The organism is Formosa sp. Hel3_A1_48, from assembly GCF_001735715.1.
Taxonomy (GTDB): Bacteria; Bacteroidota; Bacteroidia; order Flavobacteriales; family Flavobacteriaceae; genus UBA3537.
Genome location: NZ_CP017259.1, coordinates 1,722,673 through 1,748,617, shown reverse-complemented (window position 1 = coordinate 1,748,617; position 25,945 = coordinate 1,722,673). Strand labels below are relative to the sequence as shown.

24 protein-coding genes are annotated in these 25,945 nt (G+C 37.6%); 10 read left to right on the top strand and 14 right to left on the bottom strand.

The window, feature by feature from the left end:
• Nucleotides 1-185: 185 nt before the first annotated feature.
• From FORMA_RS07870 to FORMA_RS07855, 4 genes are read left to right on the top strand one after another with little or no spacing between them, the layout of a single operon-like run.
• A complete protein-coding gene (locus FORMA_RS07870; protein ID WP_069675145.1) occupies nt 186-1,136 on the top strand; it encodes an isopenicillin N synthase family dioxygenase in 951 nt (316 codons plus the stop codon).
• Entirely contained in the window at nt 1,136-1,465 is a 330-nt protein-coding gene (locus tag FORMA_RS07865) for a translation initiation factor (protein WP_069675144.1), read from the top strand. The genes FORMA_RS07870 and FORMA_RS07865 overlap by 1 nt, the downstream gene beginning before the upstream one ends.
• Before the next feature lie 11 nt (nt 1,466-1,476).
• Nucleotides 1,477-2,346 carry a nucleoside phosphorylase gene (locus FORMA_RS07860; protein ID WP_069675143.1) on the top strand — a complete coding sequence of 290 codons (870 nt, stop codon included), beginning with the start codon at nt 1,477-1,479 and terminating at the stop codon, nt 2,344-2,346.
• Complete coding sequence (locus FORMA_RS07855) at nt 2,346-3,200, top strand: substrate-binding domain-containing protein (protein ID WP_069675142.1); 855 nt, start codon at nt 2,346-2,348, stop codon at nt 3,198-3,200. Before FORMA_RS07860 ends, FORMA_RS07855 begins: the two co-directional genes overlap by 1 nt.
• Here FORMA_RS07855 and ung read toward each other — a convergent pair.
• Nucleotides 3,192-3,866 carry a uracil-DNA glycosylase gene (gene ung / locus FORMA_RS07850; protein ID WP_069675141.1) on the bottom strand — a complete coding sequence of 225 codons (675 nt, stop codon included), beginning with the start codon at nt 3,864-3,866 and terminating at the stop codon, nt 3,192-3,194. The genes FORMA_RS07855 and ung overlap by 9 nt on opposite strands.
• Before the next feature lie 93 nt (nt 3,867-3,959).
• Here ung and FORMA_RS07845 point away from each other — a divergent pair, with 93 nt between their 5' ends.
• The 3 genes from FORMA_RS07845 (at nt 3,960) to FORMA_RS07835 (ending at nt 7,128) form a co-directional block, all read left to right on the top strand.
• The gene (locus tag FORMA_RS07845) at nt 3,960-6,128 is read left to right on the top strand and encodes an endonuclease MutS2 (RefSeq protein WP_069675140.1); all 2,169 of its coding nucleotides are present in this window, start codon (nt 3,960-3,962) and stop codon (nt 6,126-6,128) included.
• A gap of 3 nt (nt 6,129-6,131) precedes the next feature.
• Nucleotides 6,132-6,515 (top strand): thiol-disulfide oxidoreductase DCC family protein, encoded by a 384-nt coding sequence (locus tag FORMA_RS07840; protein WP_069675139.1) that lies wholly within the window; start codon nt 6,132-6,134, stop codon nt 6,513-6,515.
• A 79-nt stretch (nt 6,516-6,594) separates the two neighbouring features.
• On the top strand, nt 6,595-7,128 hold the full coding sequence (locus tag FORMA_RS07835; RefSeq protein ID WP_069675138.1) for an ORF6N domain-containing protein: 534 nt from the start codon (nt 6,595-6,597) through the stop codon (nt 7,126-7,128).
• 129 nt (nt 7,129-7,257) lie between these two features.
• Here FORMA_RS07835 and FORMA_RS07830 read toward each other — a convergent pair whose 3' ends face one another.
• Genes FORMA_RS07830 through FORMA_RS07815 form a run of 4 tightly spaced genes read right to left on the bottom strand, consistent with a single transcriptional unit; the run spans nt 7,258 to nt 13,754 of the window.
• Nucleotides 7,258-8,583: a dicarboxylate/amino acid:cation symporter gene (locus tag FORMA_RS07830; RefSeq protein WP_069675137.1), complete on the bottom strand. Its 1,326-nt coding sequence runs from the start codon at nt 8,581-8,583 to the stop codon at nt 7,258-7,260.
• Nucleotides 8,584-8,587: 4 nt separating this feature from the next.
• A complete protein-coding gene (aroC, locus tag FORMA_RS07825) occupies nt 8,588-9,652 on the bottom strand; it encodes a chorismate synthase (protein WP_069675136.1) in 1,065 nt (354 codons plus the stop codon).
• A gap of 54 nt (nt 9,653-9,706) precedes the next feature.
• Complete coding sequence (gene bshA, locus FORMA_RS07820) at nt 9,707-10,843, bottom strand: N-acetyl-alpha-D-glucosaminyl L-malate synthase BshA (protein WP_069675135.1); 1,137 nt, start codon at nt 10,841-10,843, stop codon at nt 9,707-9,709.
• Between the two features lies 1 nt (nt 10,844).
• Nucleotides 10,845-13,754, bottom strand: a complete 2,910-nt coding sequence (locus FORMA_RS07815) for a glycoside hydrolase family 3 N-terminal domain-containing protein (protein WP_069675134.1) — start codon at nt 13,752-13,754, stop codon at nt 10,845-10,847.
• A gap of 169 nt (nt 13,755-13,923) precedes the next feature.
• On the opposite strand from FORMA_RS07815, the gene FORMA_RS07810 reads away from it, so the two are divergent.
• A complete protein-coding gene (locus FORMA_RS07810) occupies nt 13,924-14,616 on the top strand; it encodes an SIMPL domain-containing protein (protein WP_069675133.1) in 693 nt (230 codons plus the stop codon).
• Here the strand turns inward: FORMA_RS07810 and FORMA_RS07805 are convergent.
• Genes FORMA_RS07805 through FORMA_RS07780 form a run of 6 tightly spaced genes read right to left on the bottom strand, consistent with a single transcriptional unit; the run spans nt 14,606 to nt 19,754 of the window.
• On the bottom strand, nt 14,606-15,091 hold the full coding sequence (locus FORMA_RS07805; RefSeq protein ID WP_069675132.1) for an ABC transporter ATPase: 486 nt from the start codon (nt 15,089-15,091) through the stop codon (nt 14,606-14,608). The genes FORMA_RS07810 and FORMA_RS07805 overlap by 11 nt on opposite strands.
• A gap of 7 nt (nt 15,092-15,098) precedes the next feature.
• Entirely contained in the window at nt 15,099-15,887 is a 789-nt protein-coding gene (locus tag FORMA_RS07800) for a (Fe-S)-binding protein (protein ID WP_069675131.1), read from the bottom strand.
• A gap of 11 nt (nt 15,888-15,898) precedes the next feature.
• Nucleotides 15,899-16,345 carry an LNS2 domain-containing protein gene (locus FORMA_RS07795; protein WP_069675130.1) on the bottom strand — a complete coding sequence of 149 codons (447 nt, stop codon included), beginning with the start codon at nt 16,343-16,345 and terminating at the stop codon, nt 15,899-15,901.
• Nucleotides 16,346-16,359: 14 nt separating this feature from the next.
• The gene (locus FORMA_RS07790) at nt 16,360-17,655 is read right to left on the bottom strand and encodes a (Fe-S)-binding protein (protein WP_069675129.1); all 1,296 of its coding nucleotides are present in this window, start codon (nt 17,653-17,655) and stop codon (nt 16,360-16,362) included.
• An 8-nt stretch (nt 17,656-17,663) separates the two neighbouring features.
• Nucleotides 17,664-18,620 (bottom strand): MlaD family protein, encoded by a 957-nt coding sequence (locus FORMA_RS07785; protein ID WP_069675128.1) that lies wholly within the window; start codon nt 18,618-18,620, stop codon nt 17,664-17,666.
• 54 nt (nt 18,621-18,674) lie between these two features.
• On the bottom strand, nt 18,675-19,754 hold the full coding sequence (locus FORMA_RS07780) for an N-acetylmuramoyl-L-alanine amidase family protein (protein ID WP_069675127.1): 1,080 nt from the start codon (nt 19,752-19,754) through the stop codon (nt 18,675-18,677).
• Nucleotides 19,755-19,915: 161 nt separating this feature from the next.
• Here FORMA_RS07780 and FORMA_RS07775 point away from each other — a divergent pair, with 161 nt between their 5' ends.
• Nucleotides 19,916-22,567: a putative LPS assembly protein LptD gene (locus FORMA_RS07775; protein WP_231924982.1), complete on the top strand. Its 2,652-nt coding sequence runs from the start codon at nt 19,916-19,918 to the stop codon at nt 22,565-22,567.
• A 12-nt stretch (nt 22,568-22,579) separates the two neighbouring features.
• On the top strand, nt 22,580-22,960 hold the full coding sequence (locus FORMA_RS07770; RefSeq protein WP_069675126.1) for a Rid family detoxifying hydrolase: 381 nt from the start codon (nt 22,580-22,582) through the stop codon (nt 22,958-22,960).
• A 4-nt stretch (nt 22,961-22,964) separates the two neighbouring features.
• Here the strand turns inward: FORMA_RS07770 and FORMA_RS07765 are convergent, their stop codons facing one another.
• From FORMA_RS07765 to pfkA, 3 genes are read right to left on the bottom strand one after another with little or no spacing between them, the layout of a single operon-like run.
• On the bottom strand, nt 22,965-23,834 hold the full coding sequence (locus FORMA_RS07765) for an N-acetylglucosamine kinase (RefSeq protein ID WP_069675125.1): 870 nt from the start codon (nt 23,832-23,834) through the stop codon (nt 22,965-22,967).
• A gap of 58 nt (nt 23,835-23,892) precedes the next feature.
• On the bottom strand, nt 23,893-24,894 hold the full coding sequence (gene gap, locus FORMA_RS07760; protein WP_069675124.1) for a type I glyceraldehyde-3-phosphate dehydrogenase: 1,002 nt from the start codon (nt 24,892-24,894) through the stop codon (nt 23,893-23,895).
• A gap of 28 nt (nt 24,895-24,922) precedes the next feature.
• The gene (pfkA, locus tag FORMA_RS07755) at nt 24,923-25,909 is read right to left on the bottom strand and encodes a 6-phosphofructokinase (protein ID WP_069675123.1); all 987 of its coding nucleotides are present in this window, start codon (nt 25,907-25,909) and stop codon (nt 24,923-24,925) included.
• Nucleotides 25,910-25,945: the final 36 nt, after the last annotated feature.

Below are 25,945 nucleotides of genomic sequence, written 5' to 3'. Positions count from 1 at the left end.
AATAAAGAGATGATTGCTGTTTCTTTGAAATTTTAAATTTAGAATATGAAAATACCGATTTCAATAAAACGCTGTATAGATTTTACTCAAATTTATAAAAATTAAACTGAACTCAGGAATCAAAGTTTAAAACCATATTATTTAATCCTATGATTTTATATATTTGTGTAAAGAATGTCATTATTATGAATAAAATTCCAAGTGTAAACCTCAACGATTTTTTATCCAATGATGCTGAGTTGAAACAAAAATTTGTTTCTGAAATTGGACATGCCTATGAGTCTATTGGATTTGTAGCCCTAAAGGGTCACTTTCTTAAGGATGCACTTGTAGATTCTCTTTACAATGAGGTTAAAAAGTTTTTTGACATGCCGGTTGAGCAGAAGAGACAATACGAAATTCCTGGGATAGGCGGTCAGCGTGGCTATGTTTCATTTGGAAAAGAAAGCGCAAAAGGAAAGAAAGAAGGCGACTTAAAAGAATTTTGGCACTTTGGACAGTATGTTGAAAACAATCCTCAACTGGAAGAAGAATACCATTCCAATGTACAAGTAAACGAACTACCCGAATTTAATTCCGTTGGTAAAGAAGCCTTTAAGATGTTAGAGAAAACCGCTAAATATGTTTTACGTGCTTTGGCGCTTTATTTAGACTTGGAAGAAACATATTTTGATGAATTTATTCATAACGGGAATAGTATACTAAGACCCATTCACTATCCACCGATTACAAAAGCACCAGAAAAGGCCGTCCGGGCAGCAGCGCATGGCGATATCAACCTAATTACTCTTTTGATGGGGGCCCAAGGCCGTGGACTTCAAGTCCAAAACCATAATGGAGATTGGATTGATGCTATAGCAGAAGCGGATGAGCTTATGATCAATGTAGGGGATATGTTATCGAGACACACGAACAATAAGTTAAAATCCACCATTCACCGCGTGGTCAATCCACCAAAAGAATTATGGGGTAATTCTCGCTACTCCATTCCATTTTTTATGCACCCCATTAGTGCTATGAAATTAGATGTTCTGGACAGCTGTGTAGATGAAAATAATCCTAAACAATTCGAAGATATCACAGCTGGTGAATTCCTAAATCAGCGTTTGGAAGAATTGGGGCTAACCAAAAGTTAATGGATTTAAGAGATCAACTCAAAAATTTGTTCCCTGAACATCAAGAAACTGAGCTAACTAATAAAACCAAGCCCAAAGTTGACTTTTGGCTTCAAGAGGCACCACTAATTTGCAAATATGAAAAACGCAAGGGTAAACCCATCACCATCATTGAGGGCTATACGGGTGCTGATGCTGACTTCAAAAAATTAACATCAAAACTCAAAAAAGAGTTTAGTGTAGGTGGGAGTTATAAAAAAGACAACATCATTATACAAGGGGATTACAGAGATAAAATCATGGAAATATTGAGTGGTTTAGGATTTAATGTAAAACGTGTTGGTGGATAAAGCTTTAGTGTATGAGTATTAAACAATCTGAATTAATCTTAAATCCTGACGGCAGTATTTACCACCTTCATTTACGGCCAGAAGATTTAGCTACTACAATCATCACAGTAGGCGATCCAGAACGTGTGGATCAAGTTTCAAAATATTTTGACCACATAGAGCTCAAACAACAAAAAAGGGAGTTCAAAACGCATACAGGATTATATAAAAACCAGCGCATAACAGTTATATCCACAGGAATAGGCTCAGACAATATTGATATTGTACTCAATGAATTGGACGCACTTGTAAATATTGATTTTGAAACACGCACACTTAAAAACAAATTAACAGCATTAGATATCGTGCGCATTGGAACTTCTGGAGCACTACAGGCTGATATACCAGTGGATTCGATTTTAATGAGCACATACGGCTTGGATATCAATGGAATGCTACCATCCTATGAAATAGAAACTATTCGCAACAAAGCGTTTGAAAAGGCCTTTTGTATGCATACGGAATGGAACAATGATCGGGCACAACCAGTGTTGGTAGAAAATTCAAAAACATTGGAACATCAACTTTATGAAAGTCATATTTTAACTGGAGTAACAGCCACTTGTGGGGGATTTTATGGTCCGCAAGGACGTATATTGCGGTTAAAACCAAAAGACAGTATTTTTAGGAATAAATTAGAATCATTCCGGTATGAGGATTTAAAAATTACAAATTTTGAAATGGAAACCTCTGCCATTTATGGTTTGTCCAAATTGTTGGGCCACCAAGCCTGTTCGATGAATGCTATTTTGGCCAACAGAGCCAACGGCAGCTTCAGCAAAAAGCCTGACGAGACAATCGACAACCTTATTCAGTACACCCTAAATAAACTTACAAACTAATGAAAACAGTTCGTGTCGGAGGAGTTCCAGAGCACTTCAACTATGCATGGTATATTGGATTAAAAAATAATCTATTCAAAGAAAATGGAATCAATTTACGCTGGGTCGATTGCCCTGGAGGCACAGGTCAAATGACGGAAGCCCTCAAAACCAATTCCATCGACATGGCAGTGGTACTGACGGAGGGTATTGTAAAAGCCATTTCCGAAGGTCTTAGCTGTAAAATAGTTCAAACCTATGTACAATCGCCGCTGGTCTGGGGCGTACATGTGGCTTATAATTCGAAGTTCAAGACTAGTTCTGAACTGAAAAAAAAACAAGCGGCAATTAGCCGATATGGTTCTGGTTCGCACCTGATGGCCTACATCAACGCGCAGCAATTGGAATGGGATGTAACGCGCGATTTAAAATTTAAACTTGTCAAAAATTTAGATGGCGGGGTTAAAGCACTTTCTAACGGAGATGCAGATTACTTTTTGTGGGAAAAATTCACCACAAAACCTTTTGTAGATGAAGGTATTTTCAGACGGATTGGTGAATGCCCCACACCTTGGCCATGCTTTGTGATTGCTGCTCGAAACGAGTTAATCAATAGTGATTCTTCTTCATTAAATACCATTCTTGAAATCATCAATACCATCACCAAAAAATTCAAAAAAATTCCAGAAATAGATCAAATTATTTCAAAGCGTTATAAACAAAAACAAACTGATGTACAGCAATGGCTTAGCCAAACTGAATGGTCTCAAAAGAACATTGATGAAAAAACCATTGAAATTGTACAAAACAAACTGATAGCGTTGGATTTATTGTCTAAAAAATTATCATACAACGAATTGACTCATTCAATCTAAGTGCCAATCAATTGGTGTATTTCCTTTAGATTTTAAATACGCATTGCATTTACTAAAATGTCTATTTCCAAACCAATATCCTCTGTTTGCACTCAGTGGTGAAGGGTGGCCACTTTCCAAGACTAAATGCCGTTGGGCATCAATCAGCTTTTTCTTTTTTTGGGCATACCCGCCCCAAAGTAAAAACACAATGCCGTTGTTATTAGTAGATATTGTTTCAATGACTTTATCTGTGAAAATTTCCCAACCCTGCTTTTGATGGCTAGCTGCTTCTGCTGTGCGGACCGTCAAAGTGGCATTGAGAAGCAGTACGCCCTGTGATGCCCATGGTGACAAATCACCACTTTTAGGATAAACTATACCTAAATCTGAGTTTAACTCCTTGAAGATATTGATGAGTGATGGTGGATGCGCAATACCATCGTTAACAGAAAATGCCAAACCATTGGCTTGCCCTTTTCCGTGATAGGGGTCTTGACCAATTATAACAACTTTCAATTGATAGTATGCACATAGATCAAAGGCGTTAAAAATTTGATTTTTTGGTGGATAACATTCATTTCGCTCATATTCTTGATCAACAAAGGGCTCTAGAGAACAAAAATAGGGCTGTTCAAACTCAGATGATAAAATTTTATTCCATTCCTTGCTTAATCTTAACACAATCGTTTGTTTAGGGTTCTTAAATAAATGCTAAGGGAACAAATTTAGAATATATTCTGAACATTAATACCTAAATTTGCAATCCTAAGGTAAGTTATGATTAATATTTCCCGAAAAACTCTTGATGATTTAGAATTTGATACTGTGGTGGCGCAAGTCGCTGCATACAACATCACGAGTTTGGGTCGAGCAGAAATTAATAAGCTTCAACCTTTTAACGCAAAAGAAGAAACCACAGATGCCCTGAAGCTTGTGCATGAGTTTGTTTCATCTTTTGAAAATGACAACCGCATTCCAAATCATGGCTTTGAGGACATCACAGAAGAATTAAAGCTTCTGCGTATAGAAAATAATTTTCTTGACGTCGAACAGTTCAGAAAAATTGCGGCACTTTCTATCACTACAAACACACAATTAAAATTTTTCAAAAAGTTTCACGACTACTACCCCCTACTTTTTAAACGTTCAGAACAACTTGAACAAACCAATTTAATTTCGAATCAAATCAATAGCATCATTGACAAATATGGTGAGATTAGAAACGATGCTTCCGATACGCTTTATACCATCCGAAAATCTATACAATCGGTACGCACAAAAATAAACACCAGTTTCAATGCCGCATTGAGCCATTACAACAGTGCAGACTACCTTGATGAAATTCGCGAAACAGTAATGGAAAATAGACGTGTATTGGCTGTAAAAGCCATGTACCGCCGCAAAGTGAAAGGTAGTATTTTGGGGGCGAGCAAAACCGGGAGTATTGTGTATATAGAGCCTGATACAACACACCAACACCAACGTGACCTTAATAATTTTGAATTTGAGGAAACAGAAGAGATTAAACGTATTTTGCTGGAACTTACAAATTACGTACGTGGCTTCAAACCCCTGCTTCAACAGTATCAAAATTACTTAGTGCTTTTGGATGTCTTGTATGCAAAAGCAAAATATGCGCAGAGTATCAATGGCATTCTACCTGAACTTAGTGATGATCAAGAATTAAATCTTCGAGACGCGTATCACCCACTGCTTCTATTAGCCAACAATGAGGAGGGCAAAAAAACATTCCCTCAAACCATCACTATGGCCAAAGACAGTCGAATCATCGTTATATCAGGACCTAATGCTGGTGGAAAAAGCATCACTTTAAAGACGGTTGGTTTGTTGCAAGTAATGATGCAATCTGGGCTGTTGATCCCTGTTCATGAACGTTCTAAAATGTGTTTTTTTGAGCGTATATTAAGTGATATAGGGGACAATCAATCTATTGAAAACCACTTGAGTACCTACAGTTATCGCCTTAAACAGATGAATTATTTCTTGAAAAAGTGCACCAAACAAACCTTGTTTCTTATCGATGAGTTTGGAACAGGAAGTGATCCTGAATTGGGCGGGGCTTTGGCTGAAACATTTTTAGAAGTCTTTTATGAGCGAGAAGCCTTTGGGATCATTACAACACACTACAGTAATTTAAAACTATTGGCCAATGAATTACCACATATTCAAAATACGAATATGTTGTTTGACGAAAAAACGCTATTACCCATCTATAAACTTGTTATTGGTCAAGCAGGAAGTTCGTTTACGTTTGAGGTGGCTCAAAAAAATGGGATTCCTTACAGTTTGATTAATCGTTCCAAGAAAAAAATTGAACGTGGTAAAATTCGTTTTGACAAAACCATTGCAAAACTTCAAAAAGAACGCTCTAAGCTTGAAAAAACAGAACGTGCGCTCAAAAAAAATGAGGTTAAAAAAGAGCTAGAAGCTGAAAAACTTGAATCGACAAACCAAAAAGCACAAAAGAAATTACAGAGCTTTCAAGAATTGTACGACAGCAATCAACGGTTGATCTATTTGGGTAAAAAAATTCAAGATTTGGGGGACAAATTCCATGAGAATAAGCGAAAACGCGAGCTCATGGCTGAGCTTTTTAAGTTGGTGCAAATTGAAAATTCCAAAAAAGAAAAACTTTCTAACAAGCAAAAAAGAGCGAAACTCAAAGAAGAAAACCGCCTTCAAAAAGAAGTAGAACTAAAGGTGGCTAAAATCCGAAAAGAGAAAAAATCTGCCAAAGCGAGAGCCGCTAAAACTCCACCAAAACCCAAGCATAATTTTAAAGTAGGCGAAAATGTCCGCATGGACGACGGCAAAGCTGTGGGCAGTATCGATAAGATTGAAAAAGGTAAAGCTATTGTCAATTACGGATTATTTACAACTACAGTAAGCCTGGAGCGCTTGGAATTTGTAAAACCTAAAAAATAAATTATGATTGTTTTTTTTGATGGGATTTGCAATTTATGTCAACACAGTGTACACTACCTCATCCAACACGATAAAAATAAAACTTTAAAATTTGCTTCACTACAAGGAGAAAATGCCAAAAAAATGCTACAACTAAATGATGTTAACTCTTTAGAAAGCATGGTTTTTTTTGATGGTAAAGAACTGTACAAAAAAAGTACAGCCATCCTTAAACTTTCTACCGTTTTAGGCGGTTGGCACAAATTGTTGTTAGTGGGTTATATTTTACCTCAATTTATCAGAGACAGCCTTTATAGTTTTGTAGCCAAAAACCGCTACCGCTGGTTTGGAAAACAAGACTATCGTAGGATTCCTACAAAAGATTTACAAGATAGATTTTTGGATTAAAAACTGCTGTTCTTCACTCCTTCCCTACATATACAATAAAAAAATGTGACTTCTTGGTGTTTTCTATGTCTAAACAAACATGGAATTACAACTAATCCAATCGAAAATACATATTATTAAAGACCGTAAAGTGATACTTGACAAAGATCTTGCGGCTTTATATGGTGTTGAAACGCGAGTACTTAAACAAGCGGTCCGAAGAAATATAGAACGGTTCCCCGACGATTTTATGTTTCAAATTTCAAAAGAAGAGTTTGCAAATTGGAGATCACAAAATGTGATGTCCAATGCCGATAAAATGGGCTTGAGGCACCTGCCTTTTGCATTTACCGAACAAGGCGTAGCTATGCTGTCAAGTGTACTCAAAAGCACTAAAGCTATTGAGGTCAATATTTCTATCATCCGGGCATTTGTAGTGCTGAGGCAACATCTTACTGATTATAAAGATTTAAAGGAACAAATAACCCAATTAGAAAAAGAGATGAACATAAAATTTGAAGACATTCACCAAGCACTGAATTATTTGCTACAAAAAGACAAAGCAGTGGTAAAACAGGAAAATAGACAACGGATTGGCTTTAGAACGGGAAAGAAAAAATATAACGAAGATTGAAAAACAAGGCCATAATAAAAAAGAAATAGAAAATTGTAACTAGTTTAATTGGAATGATTAACTTTTAATGCTAAAGAAAGAGCTAGTGCCAAAAACCCGCTAATTTCATATTCAAAACTGTTATAAAACTCACTTCACCTCTTCCCAATGATCGTCCCAGTCTTTGGGTTTAGGATTATGAAGTTTATCTTCAAGCTTTGCAATAACTGTAGACACCGTGGCATCACCTGTAACATTAATCACGGTACGGCACATATCCAAAGGACGATCCACAGCAAAAATTAGCGCTAATCCTATAGCGAGTTTATCGGCAGGGAAACCTATAGATTCTAAAACAATCACCAACATCACCATTCCTGCTCCGGGCACTGCAGCACTTCCAATAGAAGCGAGTAAGGCCGTAAGAACGATCATCAGTTGGTCGGTAAACGTCAAATCGAAGTTTAGGGCTTGAGCGATAAAAACCGCCGCTACCGCTTGATATAAACTCGTTCCGTCCATATTAATCGTAGCCCCTACAGGCAATACAAAACTGGACACTTCTTTATCTACACCCACATGTTCTTCTACACGTTCCATGGTCACAGGCAACGTTGCCGCACTGCTGCTGGTCGAAAACGCTAATAATTGTGCAGGGCTGATTTGTTTCAAAAACCAAAATGGATTCTTTTTTACAACAATGGCTACCACAATCAGGTAAAAACACACCATCAACAACAATCCACCAACCACTACTGAGGCATAAAATAAAAGCGCATACAATAACTCTGGATCACCAGAGGACACAACCACATTGGCCAACAATGCAAATACGGCATAAGGAGCGGTTAGCATAATCAAATCCACCATTTTAAGGACAACATCGTTTAGAGAATCAAAAACATCTTTAAGGGGTTTAGCTCTTTTTTCGCCAATCAGTAACAAAGAAATTCCTAAAAAAATGGCTAGAAAAATCACTTGCAACATGAGTTTGTTGTTGCTCAAAGCCGAGAAAGCATTTTCTGGAATCATATCGACTACAAAGTCCAACGGGCCACTTTGTTGTTGGCGGTTTGCTTCCGCAATTTTGCCTTGTACACTACTGTTTGTGGCATAGGTTTCTGTAAGTTTTGAAATGGTCGCATCTGAAACCCCATCACCAGGATTAAAAACATTAACTAACGTCAGGCCAATACTGATGGCTATGACGGTAGTAATAACATAAATAATTATTGTTTTAACTCCAATAGATGCAAATTTTGAAATGTCTTTCAAGTCCGAAACACCCTTGATAAGTGAGGCTAAAATCAAAGGAACGGCAATGAGTTTTAAAAGTTTGACAAAAATTGTACCCAGAGGTTTAATCCAAGCCTTGGTAAATCCACTACCCCCTTCGATTTGAAGCATGACAAAGCCAAAGATTAGGCCCAAAAGCATGCCAATTAATATTTTCCAATGGAGTGCTAGTGATTTCATGTGTTTAGAGTTTAGTCAAGCGATTCAGCAGTGTAAAGTCGGCCAAAACCAAAGCGGCCATGGCTTCAACTATAGGGACAGCTCGCGGAACCACACAAGGGTCATGACGACCTTTGCCTTGCATTTCTACTGCATTACCTTCTTTATCGATAGTTTCTTGTGTTTGCATCACAGTGGCAACAGGTTTAAATGCAACATTAAAGTAAATATCCATACCATTACTGATCCCACCTTGAATACCCCCAGAGTTATTGGTTTGTGTCGAGCCATCGGCATTAAAAGCATCATTGTGTGCACTACCTTTCATGCTTACTCCTTCAAAGCCAGAACCATACTCAAAGCCTTTAACTGCATTAATGGACAACATTGCTTTACCCAACTGCGCATGAAGACGATCAAAAACGGGTTCGCCCAATCCTACAGGGACATTTTTAATCACACAAGAGACTGTTCCGCCTATAGTATCTCCTTCTTTCCGAATGGCTTTGATTTTATCAATCATTTGTTCAGCAATAACTGAATCTGGGCAACGTACAGGGTTGGATTCTGTCTTTGAAAAATCCAAAGTTTGATAATTTTTGCCAAGTGCAATACTACCCACTGCCGATGTATAAGCATTAATTTCAATAGATGTTAAAAATTGCTTTGCAATAGCTCCAGCAACTACCCTACAGGCGGTTTCTCTAGCTGAACTACGGCCACCACCTCGGTAGTCGCGTTGTCCGTATTTTTCATTGTATGTGAAATCCGCATGACTTGGACGAAAAACATCTTTGATATGGCTGTAATCTTTTGATTTTTGATTTGTATTTTTAATGATAAAACCAATGGGCATGCCTGTGGTGACCCCTTCAAAAATACCCGACAAAAACTCAACAGTATCTGGCTCTTTTCTCTGAGTGACAATTTTGGACTGACCAGGCTTTCGACGGTCCATTTCATACTGAATAGCCTCGAAATCTATTGTAATTCCAGCGGGACACCCATCAATAACTCCACCAATTGCGACACCGTGCGATTCACCAAAAGTTGTAAGTTTAAAAACTGATCCAAATGAATTTCCTGCCATTGTACTATTTTTTTCAATAAGGGGTAAAATTAATAAAACAAACTCTAGTAGACACTAAATTGAGATACAATTTTTTAGAGCCATTTCATAAACAGCTTCGTAGGCCGGTACAATCTTGTGAATGTCAAATTTTGCAGCTGTAGAGTTTGCTCCTTTCCTAAACTGATCTAGGGTTGCGTCAGACTCAAGTATGCGTATGGCATTATCAGCCATTTCCTCAACCGCCCCAAATGAACTCAAATATCCTGAAACACCAGCCACATTGACCTCTTTTAAACCGCCACTGTCACTTGAAATAACTGGCACATTCGATGCCATAGCTTCTAAAGCTGACAAACCAAAGCTCTCTGTTTCTGAGGGTAATAAAAACAAATCACTGAAACATAAAATTTTATTCACTTCATTGGTATTTCCAAGAAAAACAACTTTGTCTTCGATATTTAGAGCACTACATAGCTGTTTGGCTCTTTCAAGCTCTGGCCCCTCGCCGATCATCATCAATTTTGAGGGGATTTTCTTTTGAATTAAATTAAATATTTTAACCACATCCGGGATGCGTTTCACCGCTCTAAAATTACTCACATGTGTTATTACACGTTCATGAGCTAGTGCTAACAAATCACGATTACACTTATCTTTATTTGGCTTATATTTTTCTAAATCTATAAAATTTGGAATAACTGTTATGTCTTTTTTAGTGTTAAAAAGACGTTGCGTGTCTTCTTTTAAACTTTGTGAAACAGAAGTAACAGCATCTGATTTATTGATGCTAAAAGTAACGGCTGTTTTGTAAAACGGATGACTTCCAACAAGCGTGATATCAGTTCCGTGCAGTGTGGTAACTATCGGCAATTCAATACCCTCATCAAGCAGCATTTTTTTAGCCATATAGCCGGCATATGCATGCGGAATAGCATAGTGCACATGCAGCACGTCAATATTGTGAATTTTCACCATATCTACGATTTTGCTCGACAGAGCCAACTCATAAGGTTGGTAGTGAAATAAAGGGTATTTTGGGACATTTACTTCGTGAAAATGGACCTGAGCACTCAAGAGCTCTAAGCGAACGGGTTGTCTGTACGTGATAAAGTGAACTTCATGGCCTTTTCGGGATAATTCTAAACCAAGTTCAGTTGCGACAACGCCACTTCCGCCAAAAGTTGGATAACATACAATTCCTATTTTCATATTATTCTGTTATGGCTTCGTAGATTAAGCGTTGTATTTCAGTTCTAATATTTTCGTTCAACAAACGATTGTTTGATGCGTCAGGGTACGTCCTGTTAGACAAAAATACATAAATAATTTCTTGTTCAGGATCGGCCCAAGCAAAAGTGCCCGTGAATCCAGAGTGTCCAAAGCTAGTCATAGAAAGGCATCCACAAGTGGGGCCTTCATCCTCTAGCTGTGGTTTATCAAAACCCAATCCTCTCCTGTTGTCCTGGGCGCAATAATAGCATGTATTAAACGCATCTACAGTTTGTGAACTCAAATACTGCTTTCCTCCATAAAAACCATGTTGAAGATACATTTGCATGAGTTTAGCAACATCATTCGCATTGCTAAAAAGCCCAGCGTGACCTCCAATTCCATTTTGCATTGCAGCACCCATATCGTGAACATAGCCATGTACTGTCTTAAACCTAAAATAAGTATCTTCTTCAGTAGGGATTATTTGTGCCTTACTGAATTTATTCAATGGATGGTAGGTAGAATAATTGGCTCCAATAGACTTGTAAAAACGCTGTTGAATAAGTTCATCTAATGCCAATCCGTAATGATTTTCAATAATATCTTTTATAATGTAATAGGCTAAGTCGCTGTAGCGGTATTCTTTATTTTCTAAAAGTTCTGAATCCAAAATTCTCTGATGAATACTGTCGTTAAAATCAGCCCGAAGAAAAGACCGATCAGAAATTTGGATAGGAAAGTCTTCTGAAAAATCGGATCGAAATAGTTTAGCTATGGGCTTTTTAGTAACTGAATCTAAAGTTGACTTATAGAACGGTATCCAAGGCTTTAAGCCCGCAAAATGGGACAACATTTCCCTTAGTGTAATATGAGCCTTGTTTGAGTTCACATAAGCCTGTTGAAGATTTTCTAAACGGTCATCTAAAGACAGCACTCCCGATTCCACCAATTCCATAAGCAAAGGAAGGGTAGCTAGAATTTTGGTTAGCGAAGCTAAATCGTACAAATCAGTCGAAGTGACGGTTCGAATTTTTTCATAAGTATGGTATCCAAAACTTTTTGTGAGTACTATTTTACCCTTTCTGGCTACCAACAACTGAATTCCAGGGGTCATATTCTCTTCAATTGCAAAATTAGCTACAGAATCTATTTTAGACAACTTAGCACTAGACATACCAACACTTTCTGGAAGAGCATACCCCAAGCGCTGTAGTGGTTCTGTTTCAATACCATGACCAAGCTTATAATCTGAATTTGAAATACTGACTGGCAACTTACCTTTTGCAGCCAAGGCACCAAAAATAATTTGAGCAGCGATTTGTTGCGAGATTGGACTGTTTTGATAGGCCATCAAGACCGCATCAATATTTGCAAAGGATTTCAAATCATTTAAAGCATAGGGTTTGGCAAAAACAGTAAGAATAACACGGTTGTTTCGAGCAATTTCTTGCAACCAAACCAATTCCTTATTTGAAAATTTATAAGGTTTCCAAGGTGATTCATTTGACTTGTGAAAACCAACCACTACTGTACTGAAATTCTTTAAATCAAGAAGAAGATCATCCAAATTTTGATGACTAAGCTTCTTAACATTTGTGTATTTTTTGAGAGTATTAAAAAAATGAATCCCCGAATCATCCCCCATTTGCACATAAGCAATTTGTTCCAACTCCAAATCATCGATAGGTAGCAACGCTTTTTTGTTTTTTATGACTGTATGCGCATTTTGCATCAATTCTTGGTAAAGAACATCATCTTTTGGTCGGTTTAAATCTTGTATTAAATTGGTTGTATCAATAGGCTTATAATCATGTAGCCCCACCTTGTATTTCGCACGTAAAATCTTTTTGACAGAATGCGCAAGCCGTTGCTCAGAGATTTGACCACTAGCCAAGGCTTTTGATATTGCTTCCATTCCTTGTGCGACATTATTCGACATCAGTAAAACATCATTTCCAGCCATAAAGGCTTGCAAATCCAAAGCCGCTGAGGAAGTGAAATTTGAAGCTCCTTTCATATCTAATGCATCCGTAAATATTAAGCCCTTAAAATTTAATTTTGCTTTTAGCAGTTCTGTTACAATAGATTTAGAAACAGAGGAGGGGTAATTGGCTCTTGACTCAAGGCTTGGTACATTGAGGTGCGCAACCATAATACTTGAAAGTCCGCTAGGTATTAGTTTTTTGTATGGAACTAATTCAACTGAGTCAATCCTTTCCTTATCAAATTTGATAGTTGGCAGAGTTTTGTGTGAATCTTTGTCTGTATCGCCGTGGCCTGGAAAATGTTTTGCATTAGCCAAAACCCCAGCGCTTTGCATGCCTTCTGTAAAAGCCTTGGCCTTGTAGGAAACATTGTATTTGTCCTCACCAAAAGAGCGGTTGCCAATAATAGGGTTCTCAGGATTGGTATTGATGTCCACTACTGGAGCAAAATTAAAATGTACCCCAATTCGTTTACAATGCTCCCCAATTTGTACGCCTGTTTGACGTATCAAATCTAAATCCTCTACAGCACCTAAGGTCATGTTCCACGGAAACGCATAGGTCGAATCTAGGCGCATATTCAGCCCCCATTCGGCATCCATACCAACAAGTAAAGGAATCTTGGAATTGGATTGCAGTTCGTTGTCTAAATTAGCTTGACGAACAGGCCCGCCTTTAGAATAAATGATCCCGCCGATCTGTTGTTCTCTTATCAAAGAAAGCAGGTTGTCTTTTTTAAGATTTTTCTGTTCAGAAAACGCTTGAACCATAAACAGTTGACCTATTTTTTGCTTGGTACTCAGGCTGGAATAAACACTATCAACCCATTGCTGCTGTGCTAAAGAATCTTTTGTAATAAGCGGAGATTGGGCAGATAAGACAAAGAAGTGTAGTCCCCAAAAAAAAGAAAATAAATAGCGCATAGGTTGAGTTTTCAATAGCTGTGAAAATACCCTACCAAAATACTATTTTTTTATAAGATTTTCAATAATAGAAGTTGCTATAATTACACAAATATCGGAGAGGGAGAAATAAAAAACAGCATTTGGCATACATCTTGTTCCTTTTGGTTTATTAAAAAATTCTATTATTATGAAAAAAATCATTTACCTCCTTAGTTTACTTGTGTGTGGCGCTGCAACTGCACAAACAAAAAATTTTATTGATCGCCCCTACCTAGAAACAATAGCCAAAGTAGATACCCTAGTTACCCCTAATCAAATTTTTCTTTCAATTTATATTCATGAGGGCGAGGACCGCAACAGAACATCTTTAGAAAAGCAAGAAAGAAAAATGGCTGATGTACTGGAAAATTTGAACATTGACCTGAAAAAGCAATTGAAAATTGACAACCTAGCAAGTACGTACAGAAAATATTTTTTAAAACGAAAAAATGTTCTTAAATCGAAATCATATGTGCTAGAAGTTTATGATGCGTTAACAGCTGGTAAAGTTCTTATTGGACTAGAAAGCAAAGGAATATCCAACGTTCGGCTTATCAAAACAGCTTATTCTGATATTGAAAATCTAAAACTAAAATTAAAATCAAAGGCGATTCTTAAAGCAAAACAACAAGGAAAAGCTCTGACCGCTCCACTAGAACAAGAACTGGGAAAAGCGATACATATAAGCGATAAATTTTACAGTAGACCTTATTACAATCAGATGCGTACAATGGCAAGATCTGATTATGAAATTGCTGAAGCTACAGAAGAACCCATCAATATTGAATTTTCAAAAATAAAAGTAGAAAGTGAAGTAAGTGTTCGTTTTGCTATGCCTTAAAAAAACGTGCATGCCAACTCTCAGATGCTGGAACTTCCCAGAAATCGTTGTACTCTGCCTTGGTTTGAACTAAATGGTTGAATACAATTGTTTTCAATGAAACAGCTTTGTTTTTAGCCATTTTTTTAAAATCCTTTAGTGCTTTGTAGGCGATAAATTCTCCTTGTTTATAAGAGACATTTAACTTATCCAAAAGATCAACTTGATAGTCCTTTTCCAACTGTTGTATGAAATGAACAGAGGCATCGATAGAACAACCAGTTGCTGTCTGAGGTTGATCTAAACCGATCACTAGAAAACGTTTGTATTTGAGTTCGAATCCTGCTTTAAGTGCAGTTCCATGAGCAGTCCACTGCTCTAAAAACTCCTTAGTTTTTTGAGTGATTTCGGCTAACTCATCGGGGGAGAAAGAGCGGTTGCTTTGGTAAATCCAAATGCGTGCGGTGTCGGGAAGGGATTTAAAATCAACTGTCATAACTCAATTATAAGTCTTGTGCATTAGCAATGAGTTCAGCGACATCCATAACTTCAATCTGACCTTCAGCTTTATTTTTAACACCATCTGTCATCATGGTGTTACAAAATGGACATCCGGCTGCTATAATTTCTGGTTTCACTTCGATTGCTTGCTCTGTACGCTCAATATTGATTTCTTTGTCACCAGCCTCAGCATCTTTAAACATCTGTGCGCCTCCGGCTCCACAACAGAGGCCCTTTTTGCGGCAATTTTTCATTTCAACAAGTTCAGCATCCAATTTTGAAATCAAATCTCTAGGAGCTTCATAGACATTATTGGCTCGTCCCAAATAGCAAGGATCGTGAAAAGTAATGCGTTTACCTTTGAATTTCCCTCCTTCAATCGTAAGTCTTCCATCTTCCAATAAACTCTTTAAAAATTGGGTGTGATGTACCACTTCATATGAACCACCTAAAGAAGGATATTCGTTTTTAAGTGTATTAAAACAATGAGGGCAAGCAGTAACTATTTTATTGACGGCATATCCGTTCAACACTTCTATATTAGTAACGGCTTGCATCTGAAACAGAAATTCATTTCCCGCACGCTTGGCAGGATCTCCTGTACAACTTTCTTCAGCACCCAGTACCGCAAATTCAACATTGGCTTTATGCAAAATTTTAACCAAAGCCTTGGTGATTTTCTTGGCTCTATCGTCAAAACTTCCAGCACAACCAACCCAAAACAATACCTCAGGTACAATGCCCTGTGCATGCAATTCGGCCATGGTGGGTACTTTAAGTTGTTCACTCATGTGTTTATATTTTATACATTTTTACCATCATCAAAAACTTGTATGGTAACTTCTTTTTCAACTAAATCTGTAAATTTACCTCTGTAGCGTGTGGCTTTTACCAAGTGGTTATCAATCCAGTGGTAGTTCCCTCCTCTAGGTTTACCCATCAACAAAGTATGGTAGTTGAATCCATGTGTTTCCAACCATGTTTGAGTAACAGCTCTATGTTCTTCTGTACGTGAAGTAAAAAAACAAATCATATGTCCTTCATCATACCATTTATTACAGGTTTTTTTTGCATCTTCAAAAGGCAGGCATGTTGCCATACGCTCAGGTTCTTCATTTGGGACATCCTCAGTAATAGTTCCATCAATGTCAATAAGGTAATTTTTTACACCTTCGGGCAATACAGGGCTTATCAATTCTCCTTCTTCTACTTTTTGGTGTAATAATGCATCAGCTTCTTCTCTTTTCATTTTTTAATTTAAAATTATTCGTTATTCCAGTTTAGTCGGTCCATTTGGTTATACGGCCATGGTGCGCCGTTATTTTCTATATTGGTCATCATTGTATTCAACTCGGTTGGCGCTGCACTTTGCTCCATGACTAAATAGCGGCGCATGTCTAAAATAATTGACAGCGGATTTATACTTATTGGGCAAGCTTCTACACATGCGTTACAACTCGTACAGGCCCACAACTCCTCATTGGAAATGTAATCCCCCAAAAGCTGTTTCCCGTCAGCTTTAAAAGTGCCCTTGTTGGCGTCAATATTTTGCCCCACTTCTTGAAGTCGATCGCGGGTATCCATCATAATTTTGCGGGGTGATAATTTTTTTCCAGTTTGATTTGCTGGGCATTCGCTGGTACATCTTCCACATTCAGTACAAGTATAGGCGTTTAGAAGTTGAATTCTATTTAAATCAAAAACATCACTTGCACCAAATTTTTCGGGCTCATCTGCTGGTTCAGCCGCCACGGCATAGGGGTCAGCATCGGGATCCATCATGAGTTTTACTTCATTAGTAACTGAATCCAAGTTATCCATCTGACCATTAGGAGCTAATCGACCGTAATACGTGTTTGGGAAAGCCAGTAAAATATGTAGATGTTTGGAATAGTACAAATAATTTAGAAAAATTAAAATCCCAACAATGTGTAACCACCAAGCTGTTCTCTCTATAGCGTGTATGGGTAGACCTTCGAACCAAGGGGCTACTACTCCACTAACGATGTTTCCAGAATTCATGGACTGAAACTGTGTGTCTGTAGCATTCATTATGATGAAAAGTGCCATCAAAACAAGCTCAAAATAAAGGATTAGATTACCGTCTAGCTTTGGCCAACCTTTCATTTCTGAACTCATAAATCGTTTAATACGAAGAACATTTCTGCGCAGCCAAAACACAACAACAGCAACAAAAACCAAGAGCGCAAATACTTCAAATATTCCAATGAGCACGCCATACAATGACCCTATTGAGGAAAATACGCGGTGCGTACCAAATAGCCCGTCGATAACAATTTCTAATACTTCAATATTGATGACAATAAATCCTACATAAACAATAATATGTAACACTCCGGATATTGGTCGACGTACCATTTTACTCTGCCCAAGAGCTATGCGCGCCATATTTGCCCATCTTTGTTTAGAAGACCCTTCCTCTATATTGATAGATTTACCTAATTTGATATTCCGCCTGAGTTTATTGATATTTTTTACAAAAAAACCAATACCGCTCAGTAAAATGAGCCCAAAAATGATATTTGGCAACAGCGTCATTTTAAATATTATTCTTTAGTTTCTGTTTCAGCTTGACTGTAAGGCTTGTTTTTCTTGCCAAACAATGAAAAATGAACATACCGCTTGGGATTTAACTTCATGTCTTCAAGAAGAGCTTGCAATTGTCCAAGAGCACCCTCTAAATTGTTATACAATCCTTCATCTTTCATGAGTTTGCCAACGGAGCCTTCACCCTTGTCAATTGCACTAAGTAAGGTATCAAAATTAGAAACAGTAGACTGGAGTCCATTAATGGTTTCCTTCAAATTGGCATCAACCAAATTGGCACTCACTTCAGTGAGATCTTCAGATATTTCACTAAAGTTGTTCAGTGTTGATGAAATAGATGATTTGTTGTCTTCCACTAAATTATTAAGCGCATTGGAAGTGGATTCAAAAGATAAAATAGTTTGTTCTAATTGAGCAATACTCCCTTTGAGATGGGTTTTTGTTTTCGCATCAAAAACACTATTGACGTTCAACAAAAGTTCATCAGCACTAACCATTACTGATTCGATTTTTTCTTGAAGTGGAGTTAAGCGTTGATTCACAAGTTCAGTAAGACCTGGTTTTACAGAGGATTTAAGCACAACTCCAGACGAAACGTTATCAGCTCCATCAAAGGCAGGGACTATTGCAATAGCCTTCCCTCCTATAAGTCCAGATTCATACAGTTCAGCTGTACTGTTCACGGAAAATTCAAAATCACTTTCAATTAGCATGACAACCTCTAGTTTTCCACTGCCGTCATCAGTAAAACGCACATCTTGCACTTTACCAATAGAATGACCATTTATAGTCACTGCTGCAGAAGAGGTTAACCCTTCAACATTGTCGTATACCGCTGTAATTTTCCGGGCACTACTAAGTAAATTCTCCCCTTTTAGATAATTAAAAATAAATATAAATAATAGAATCCCTGAAAGGACTAATATTGCTGTTTTAATTTCTTTTGTGGTTCTCAATACTAAAGGTTTTGATGCCTTACAAATCTAATAATTAATTTATAATCTGTGAGGTTAATTTGTTTTTGTTTTAAGGGCTTTATCGACAGGAATTTTTAAGCCATTTTCATAGGCCACTACAAATGCTGAGGTGTAGCCTTTTTCTATGGCTTCAGCTTTCAATTTTAAAACGGTCTCGTAATCTGTTGTTTCGCCATAAAAATAGCGGTAAAGGGTTGTCGATTTGACTCTTGATATAGGGCTAAGCCCATTAAAATTATAAGGGGCTGGTGCAAGTTTTTTGGCACCAGCAGCAATCTGTACTTTAAAAAATACAGCTGAAGCAACTTGCGGAGTCTCTTCAATTGGGTTTTCGAATGTTACATCAGAATTTAAACTAGATTTATAATCTATGATGGCATCAAAAATACTTTTTGAAATTTCTTCTTTACCACGATTTGAATTCAAATAATCTCCTTCTTTTTTGTTGGTTATAAAACCAGTCTCCACCAAAACACTTGGCATGTAGGTATTGTGTAGGACCCAAAAACCAGCCTGTTTTACTCCGCGGTCGCGGCGTTTGAGCTTTTGCATAAAATTATTCTGAATTGTGCGCGCTAGTAAAATACTTTGATCAAGATAATCTTCTTGTAAAAGCGTTAAACCAATAAACGACTCTGGTGAGCTAGGGTCAAAACCTTCATAATTTTGTTCGTAGTTATCTTCCATAAAAATAACCTCATTTTCTTGTTGCGCGATACGGAAATTGGAAGCGTTTCGATGAAGACCTAAAACAAATGTTTCAGTTCCATGAGCATCGGAATTATGAGCATTACAATGAATGGAAACAAAAAGGTCGGCATCGGCTTTATTTGCTATGGATGCGCGCTGGCGCAGTTCCAGAAAAACATCTTTTTTGCGTGTGTAAATAACCTGTACATCATCCACGTTTTCCAAAAGCTTACCAACGCGTAAAACAACATCAAGAACAATATCTTTTTCTTTATAGCCATAAGCAGTAGGACGACCTGGGTCCTTGCCGCCATGACCGGCATCTAATACGACAACAAAAGGTTTGGTATTGTTTTTGGTCTGAGCTAGAGAAATCAATCCAAAAAAACACAACAGTATTGTTAAAAATGGTTTAATTTGCATACTAAATTTTGCTTGGCTTGTTGTTGACGTATTCAAATATTAAAAACGCTAAAAATATCCTTAACTTTGGTATTTCAAAAACCAGACCATTCATTACAAAAATACACTTAAAAGCATTGAAAACAATATACTTTCAACTACTTTTTATTCTAAGTTTTACAATGCTTACTAACAGTTTGGTTGCAGCTCAGGGAGTTCCTAAACCTGCAATACAAACACCAGATTCAGTTTCGGTTTCTAAAATTAAAGGTTTGGATTCTATCCCAAACAAAAAGCCTGTTATAGCCGTAAAAGATTCTGTAAACAATGACAGCATAACAAAACCTAAAGGTCTTTTAGATGGTATTATAAACTACAAAGCTAAAGATATCACATCTGTCAATCAGAAAAAGAAACAAATTTATTTGTACAACGAGGCACAAGTCCAATACCAAGACATGGATATTCAATCTGGCGTCATCACTATAGACTATGCCAATGATTTAGTTTATGCTGGCCGCATTAAAGACTCTCTTGGAAATTACTCTCAGCCTCCTGTTTTTAAGCAAGGAAGTGATATCGTAGAGCCGGACTCTATAGTTTTTAACATGAAAACAAAAAAAGCTCTAATCTGGAATTCAAAAACAGAACAACAAGGGGGCCGGATTATTTCGAAGCTCACCAAGAAAGAAAATGATTCAGTTTATTTTGTCAAGCGGGCCAAATTTACGACCTCCGAAAATGAAGAGAATCCGGAGTATTATTTTCTTTTACGCAAAGCCAAAGTTGTACCAGGTAAAAAAATAGTTACTGGACTCACCAATATGTTTATTGCTGATGTTCCTACTCCTATTGGTTTGCCTTTTGCATTTTTTCCGTTGAGTAAAAAAAGGACTTCTGGAGTAATTTTCCCTTCATTTGGAGAGCAAAATAACCGTGGTTATTTTCTACAAAATGGAGGATACTACTTTGCGTTAAGCGATTACATCGACTTAGCCACTTTGGGGGACTACTACACCAACGGAAGCTATGGTTTACGCTTGGAAAGTAATTACGCACTGCGCTATAAATTTAGAGGAACACTTAGTTTCAGGTATGAAAACCTCATTAACAGCGAAAGGGGTTTTCCCGATTATTCAAAAAGCGTTATCTACAACCTTCGTTGGAACCAAAATCAAGACAGCAAGTCGAACCCAAGTTCTCGGTTTTCGGCTTCTGTAAATTTAGGGAGCAGTACTTATTACCAGGAATCTATAAATCAGCTTAACAGCTCTAACTTCCTAAACAACACCCTAGCATCCTCTGTTTCTTATTCAAAAACTTTTCAGGGTGAACCACAGGTGAATTTGAGTGTAACCGCAACTCATTCACAAAACACAAATACAGAAACCATAAATATGACCCTGCCAACATTCCAAGGGAGTGTAGACCGGGTATTCCCATTTGCACCCAAAACCGGAAGTAAAAAGGGAGTGTTTCAGAACATTAATTTCCAATATAATGTTCGCGGCGAAAACCGTATTCAAACAACAGACTCCCTGTTTTTCAAAAAAGAAATGTTTGAAGATGCAAAAGCCGGGGTAAAACACAGCATTCCTGTAAGTACCAATTTTAAGTTATTTAAATACTTCAGCATGAGTACAAGCGCCAATTTCGATCACAATTGGACGTTTAAAACCATAGAAAAAGAGTATGACACAGACAATGAAGAGGTTGTGGTAACACCAGTTAAAGGATTCGATTCCTTTACAACTTATAATTTTAGCACTAGCTTAGGAACCACAATTTATGGCCTTTTTGACTTTGGGGAAGACAAAAAAATACAAGCGATTCGACATGTCGTTCGGCCCTCAATAAGTTATAATATTTCCCCTGCATTTAATCAATATTACGACACCTATGAAGTAGTCAGTGCCGATGGCCTTACCACTGATCAAGTGGAGTACAGTCGCTTTGAGCAATCGCTTTTTGGAGCACCTGGCAATCGATTCTCTAGCAGTATTGGGTTATCGCTGAGTAACAATGTCGAAGCAAAGGTACGCGCCAAAGACAGTACAGCGACTGAGCCTAAGAAGATATTTCTTTTGAATTCTTTAAACTTTTCAACAAATTACAATATTGCTGCAGACTCCTTAAATTTTAGTCCGGTACGTATGTCTGGTGGAACTCAGTTGTTTGACAACAAAATGAGTGTCAACTTTGGGGCTACTCTTGACCCCTATGCATTGGATAATACTAACAGAAAAATAAACGAATTTAATGTAAATAATGGAGGAAGTTTATTTAGGATTTCAAGCGCGAATTTTACCATGAGCTACAATCTCTCCAACGACTCCTTTGGTAGGGATTCTGATGAAAATGATGCAGCAAAAAATGAATCTCTAAGAAGTGGTGGCCGTGCAGACGATTTATTTGGGAAACCTCAAGATTTTGCCGACAGACGGCTTAATAACAGCAACAAAAGCGATGAAGAGGCTAAACCAACTGATTTGTACAAATATAAGATTCCGTGGAGTTTGCGCTTGGCTTATGCATTAAATTATAATAATTCCAGACGACAAAATGAAATTTCCTCACACTCGCTTATGTTTTCAGGAGATATCGAGTTATCACCGCGTTGGAGCGTAGGCGCATCTTCAGGTTACGATTTTAAAAATAATGGTTTTACCTACACCCAATTGCGCTTTGAACGGGACTTAGAGAGTTGGCGAATGAACTTTTCGTGGATCCCATTCAGCAGCAGAAGTTCATGGAACTTTTTTATTGGCATTCGGTCTAGTATCCTAAGTGACCTTAAATACGATAAACAGCGACAGCGCGACAAAACACTATAAATTTTTAAGACAATGAAAAAAATCATAACAACAGATAAAGCACCGGCACCAATAGGGCCCTACAATCAGGCTGTGCTTTTAGGAAATCTACTTTATACTTCTGGACAAATTGCTATAAATCCGAAAACTGGAGCTCTAGAAATAGACGATATTGAAAAAGAAACGAAATTGGTAATGGAAAACTTAAAAGCCATATTAGAAGAAGCGGGAATGACATTTAAGAATGTTATCAAGTCCTCTATTTTTGTTTCTGACATGCACAACTTCTCTAAAATTAATAAGATTTATGGGCAATATTTTAATGCTGAGACAGCCCCAGCCAGAGAAACGGTTGAAGTCGCAAATTTACCAAAATTTGTAAATGTGGAAATCAGCGTAATTGCCGCATGCTAAACGACTAACCCTGTAATTGTCTTGTATGGTAGTCTGCTAAGCCTTCAATGGGACGTCTTTGAAAATTACCGACGGTAAAACCATATTCTTGAGCGACTTCTTTAATCTCGCGCTGAAGGAAAAAAGAGATTGAACCTGCAAAATGAACTGGCACAGTTTTGATTTCCTCTTTGAACTGCATGATCATGGTTTCCACAAAAGACTTCAAGCCTTTTTTAATGACAGCTTGTACATAAGTTGATTCTTTATTCAAAATTAAAAACTCGGCAAAAGTCGCTAAATAAGCATTTGGATTAGGTTGTTTGTATAGGTTAACCTTTATAAAATCGTCGTTCATGTTGTAGCGTGTTTTGAAAATTAATTTCAAATCATGCGGCATAAAATTAAAATAATAATCACGTAACAATTGGCGCCCAAAGTAGTTACCAGAAGCATCATCCATTATTGAATACCCCAAAGAAATTACACGTTGGTGAATAGCCGAACCATCAAAATAAGTGCAATTTGAGCCTGTCCCCAAAATACAAACGACTGCAGGACTATGCGCTACACCAACAGTTGAATATATAGCTGCATAAGTGTCCTCTTTCACTTCTACGACAGCATTAACGAATATAGACTCTAGTACTCTTTTTAACATTTTTGGAGCCTCTACAGTACCACAGCCTGCGCCATAGAAAAACACATGATCAACTTTAGACTTATTATCAATAAGTATTTTATTTGCGTTTATGACTTCGCGTGCTTCCTCTTCAGAAATTATAGCAGGATTTAATCCTTTTGTTCTTTGTTTTTCAAAAACCTGCTCTCCTGTCTTGGGATCAATCGCAATCCAATCACACTTAGTAGAGCCACTGTCTATTATAAAAATCATGATGCTAAATTATTAAAAAAAAACACCGTTCATTCGAACAGTGTTTTTTAAATAAGAATTATAATGAATCGATATGTTGAGCTAAATCAACTAGCTTAGAAGAGTATCCGTATTCATTGTCGTACCAAGAGATTAACTTTACAAAATTGTCGTTAAGACCAATACTTGCATTCGCGTCGAAAGTACTTGTTTTAGGTTCCGAGACAAAATCCTGTGATACCACTCCTTCCTCAGTGTATCCCAATACACCATTGAGCTCGTTCTCAGAAGCTTTTTTAAGTGCTGCTTTTACTTCCTCAAAAGTAGCACTTTTTTCTAGGCGGCAAGTTAAATCAACAACAGAAACATCAACCGTTGGAACTCTAAAAGCCATACCTGTTAATTTCCCATTAAGTTCTGGGATAACTTTACCTACAGCTTTTGCAGCACCTGTAGACGCTGGTACAATGTTATTCAATGACGCACGACCCAGTCTATAGTTCTTGCGCGATGGGCCATCAACAGTAAATTGAGTTGCTGTAGCCGCGTGAACAGTAGTCATTAGCCCTTCAACAATTCCGAAATTGTCATTAATGACTTTAGCTAGAGGTGCCAAACAGTTCGTTGTACAAGAAGCATTAGAAACAATTGTGTGTTCGGCAGTAATTTCGTGGTGATTTACGCCCATAACAAACATAGGTGCATCGGCTGAAGGAGCAGAAATTGCTACTTTTTTAGCGCCAGCTGTAATGTGCTTTTGTGCACCCTCGAGCGTTGTGAAAATTCCAGTACAGTCCATGACAACATCTGCCCCTACAGCATCCCACTTTAGGTCTTCTGGGTTGCGTTCAGAACTAATGCGGATTTCTTTTCCGTTGACAACTAAATTGCCGTTTTTAACCTCAATACTCCCCTTAAATTGCCCATGTACTGAATCGTACTTTAGAAGGTATGCAAGGTGTTCAACATCCAATAAATCATTGATTCCTACAACTTCAACGTTTGATCGCTCAGAAGCTATTCTAAAAGCTATCCTTCCTATTCTACCAAATCCGTTGATTCCAATTTTCACTTTTGTCATTTTATATTTTATGTTTAGATTAGTTAATTTATGTACTCATGATGTCAGAAACTCTAAGGAGTTCTTCATCTATTTTTGAGTGGCCTTTCACGGCTTTGTCTATAGGGTATAATTCGAGCTTATTGTTGATGGTACCTACCATAACATTATGTTTACCCTCAATTAATGTTTCAACAGCTTTAACCCCCATTCTGGATGCTAAAACGCGATCGAAACAAGATGGAGATCCCCCGCGCTGCATGTGTCCTAAAACGGACACTCTTACGTCATAGCCTTCAAGATTTTCTTCAACATAATCACGAAGTTCAAAAACATTTTTTCCAGTTTTGTCGCCTTCTGCGACTACAACTATACTGGACGATTTACCTGTGTGTTTGCTTTTTTCCAAAGACTCCAATAAACGATCTAAGCCTAAATCCTCTTCGGGAACTAAAATTTCTTCTGCACCAGAACCCACGCCAGCATTGAGCGCTATATGTCCAACATCTCTCCCCATAACCTCAACAAAGAATAGGCGCTTGTGTGAACTAGCAGTATCGCGAATTTTATCAATTGCCTCAACAACCGTGTTGAGTGCGGTATCGTATCCAAGAGTGAAGTTTGTTCCAACAATATCATTGTCTATGGTACCGGGGATACCGACAACCGGAAAATTGTATTCTTCATTAAAAACCATCCCTCCAGTAAAGGTCCCGTCTCCACCAATGAGCACTAGCGCATCAACCGCGTGCTTTAAGAGTTGGTCGTAAGCTTCTTTTCGCCCTTCTTTAGTTCTGAAACGGTCTGAACGAGCAGATTTTAAAAAAGTACCGCCTTTGTTGATGATATGATTTACACTTCGGGCATCTAAAGCTTTAAAGTCACCGTCGATCATCCCTTCGTATCCTCTGTAAATACCCACGCATTCTATTTGGTGAAACGCGCAAGTACGAACTACAGATCTTATAGCTGCATTCATGCCGGGGGCATCACCACCGGAAGTTAAAACTCCTATTTTTTTTATTGAATTGGCCATATGATTATAGCATTAAGTCGGCTAAATTAATAAACT

Excerpts from the sequence above, each read along its gene's own strand:
- FORMA_RS07805 (WP_069675132.1), bottom strand. The coding sequence starts at position 15,091 with ATGACAGTTGATTTTAAATCCCTTCCCGACACCGCACGCATTTGGATT.
- FORMA_RS07800 (WP_069675131.1), bottom strand. The coding sequence starts at position 15,887 with ATGAGTGAACAACTTAAAGTACCCACCATGGCCGAATTGCATGCACAG.
- FORMA_RS07840 (WP_069675139.1), top strand. The coding sequence starts at position 6,132 with ATGATTGTTTTTTTTGATGGGATTTGCAATTTATGTCAACACAGTGTA.
- FORMA_RS07845 (WP_069675140.1), top strand. The coding sequence starts at position 3,960 with ATGATTAATATTTCCCGAAAAACTCTTGATGATTTAGAATTTGATACT.
- FORMA_RS07860 (WP_069675143.1), top strand. The coding sequence starts at position 1,477 with ATGAGTATTAAACAATCTGAATTAATCTTAAATCCTGACGGCAGTATT.
- FORMA_RS07865 (WP_069675144.1), top strand. The coding sequence starts at position 1,136 with ATGGATTTAAGAGATCAACTCAAAAATTTGTTCCCTGAACATCAAGAA.
- bshA (WP_069675135.1), bottom strand. The coding sequence starts at position 10,843 with ATGAAAATAGGAATTGTATGTTATCCAACTTTTGGCGGAAGTGGCGTT.
- FORMA_RS07830 (WP_069675137.1), bottom strand. The coding sequence starts at position 8,583 with ATGAAATCACTAGCACTCCATTGGAAAATATTAATTGGCATGCTTTTG.
- FORMA_RS07795 (WP_069675130.1), bottom strand. The coding sequence starts at position 16,345 with ATGAAAAGAGAAGAAGCTGATGCATTATTACACCAAAAAGTAGAAGAA.
- FORMA_RS07780 (WP_069675127.1), bottom strand. The coding sequence starts at position 19,754 with ATGCAAATTAAACCATTTTTAACAATACTGTTGTGTTTTTTTGGATTG.
- FORMA_RS07870 (WP_069675145.1), top strand. The coding sequence starts at position 186 with ATGAATAAAATTCCAAGTGTAAACCTCAACGATTTTTTATCCAATGAT.
- FORMA_RS07790 (WP_069675129.1), bottom strand. The coding sequence starts at position 17,655 with ATGACGCTGTTGCCAAATATCATTTTTGGGCTCATTTTACTGAGCGGT.
- FORMA_RS07815 (WP_069675134.1), bottom strand. The coding sequence starts at position 13,754 with ATGCGCTATTTATTTTCTTTTTTTTGGGGACTACACTTCTTTGTCTTA.
- FORMA_RS07775 (WP_231924982.1), top strand. The coding sequence starts at position 19,916 with ATGCTTACTAACAGTTTGGTTGCAGCTCAGGGAGTTCCTAAACCTGCA.
- FORMA_RS07765 (WP_069675125.1), bottom strand. The coding sequence starts at position 23,834 with ATGATTTTTATAATAGACAGTGGCTCTACTAAGTGTGATTGGATTGCG.
- FORMA_RS07855 (WP_069675142.1), top strand. The coding sequence starts at position 2,346 with ATGAAAACAGTTCGTGTCGGAGGAGTTCCAGAGCACTTCAACTATGCA.
- gap (WP_069675124.1), bottom strand. The coding sequence starts at position 24,894 with ATGACAAAAGTGAAAATTGGAATCAACGGATTTGGTAGAATAGGAAGG.
- FORMA_RS07810 (WP_069675133.1), top strand. The coding sequence starts at position 13,924 with ATGAAAAAAATCATTTACCTCCTTAGTTTACTTGTGTGTGGCGCTGCA.
- pfkA (WP_069675123.1), bottom strand. The coding sequence starts at position 25,909 with ATGGCCAATTCAATAAAAAAAATAGGAGTTTTAACTTCCGGTGGTGAT.
- FORMA_RS07835 (WP_069675138.1), top strand. The coding sequence starts at position 6,595 with ATGGAATTACAACTAATCCAATCGAAAATACATATTATTAAAGACCGT.
- aroC (WP_069675136.1), bottom strand. The coding sequence starts at position 9,652 with ATGGCAGGAAATTCATTTGGATCAGTTTTTAAACTTACAACTTTTGGT.
- FORMA_RS07770 (WP_069675126.1), top strand. The coding sequence starts at position 22,580 with ATGAAAAAAATCATAACAACAGATAAAGCACCGGCACCAATAGGGCCC.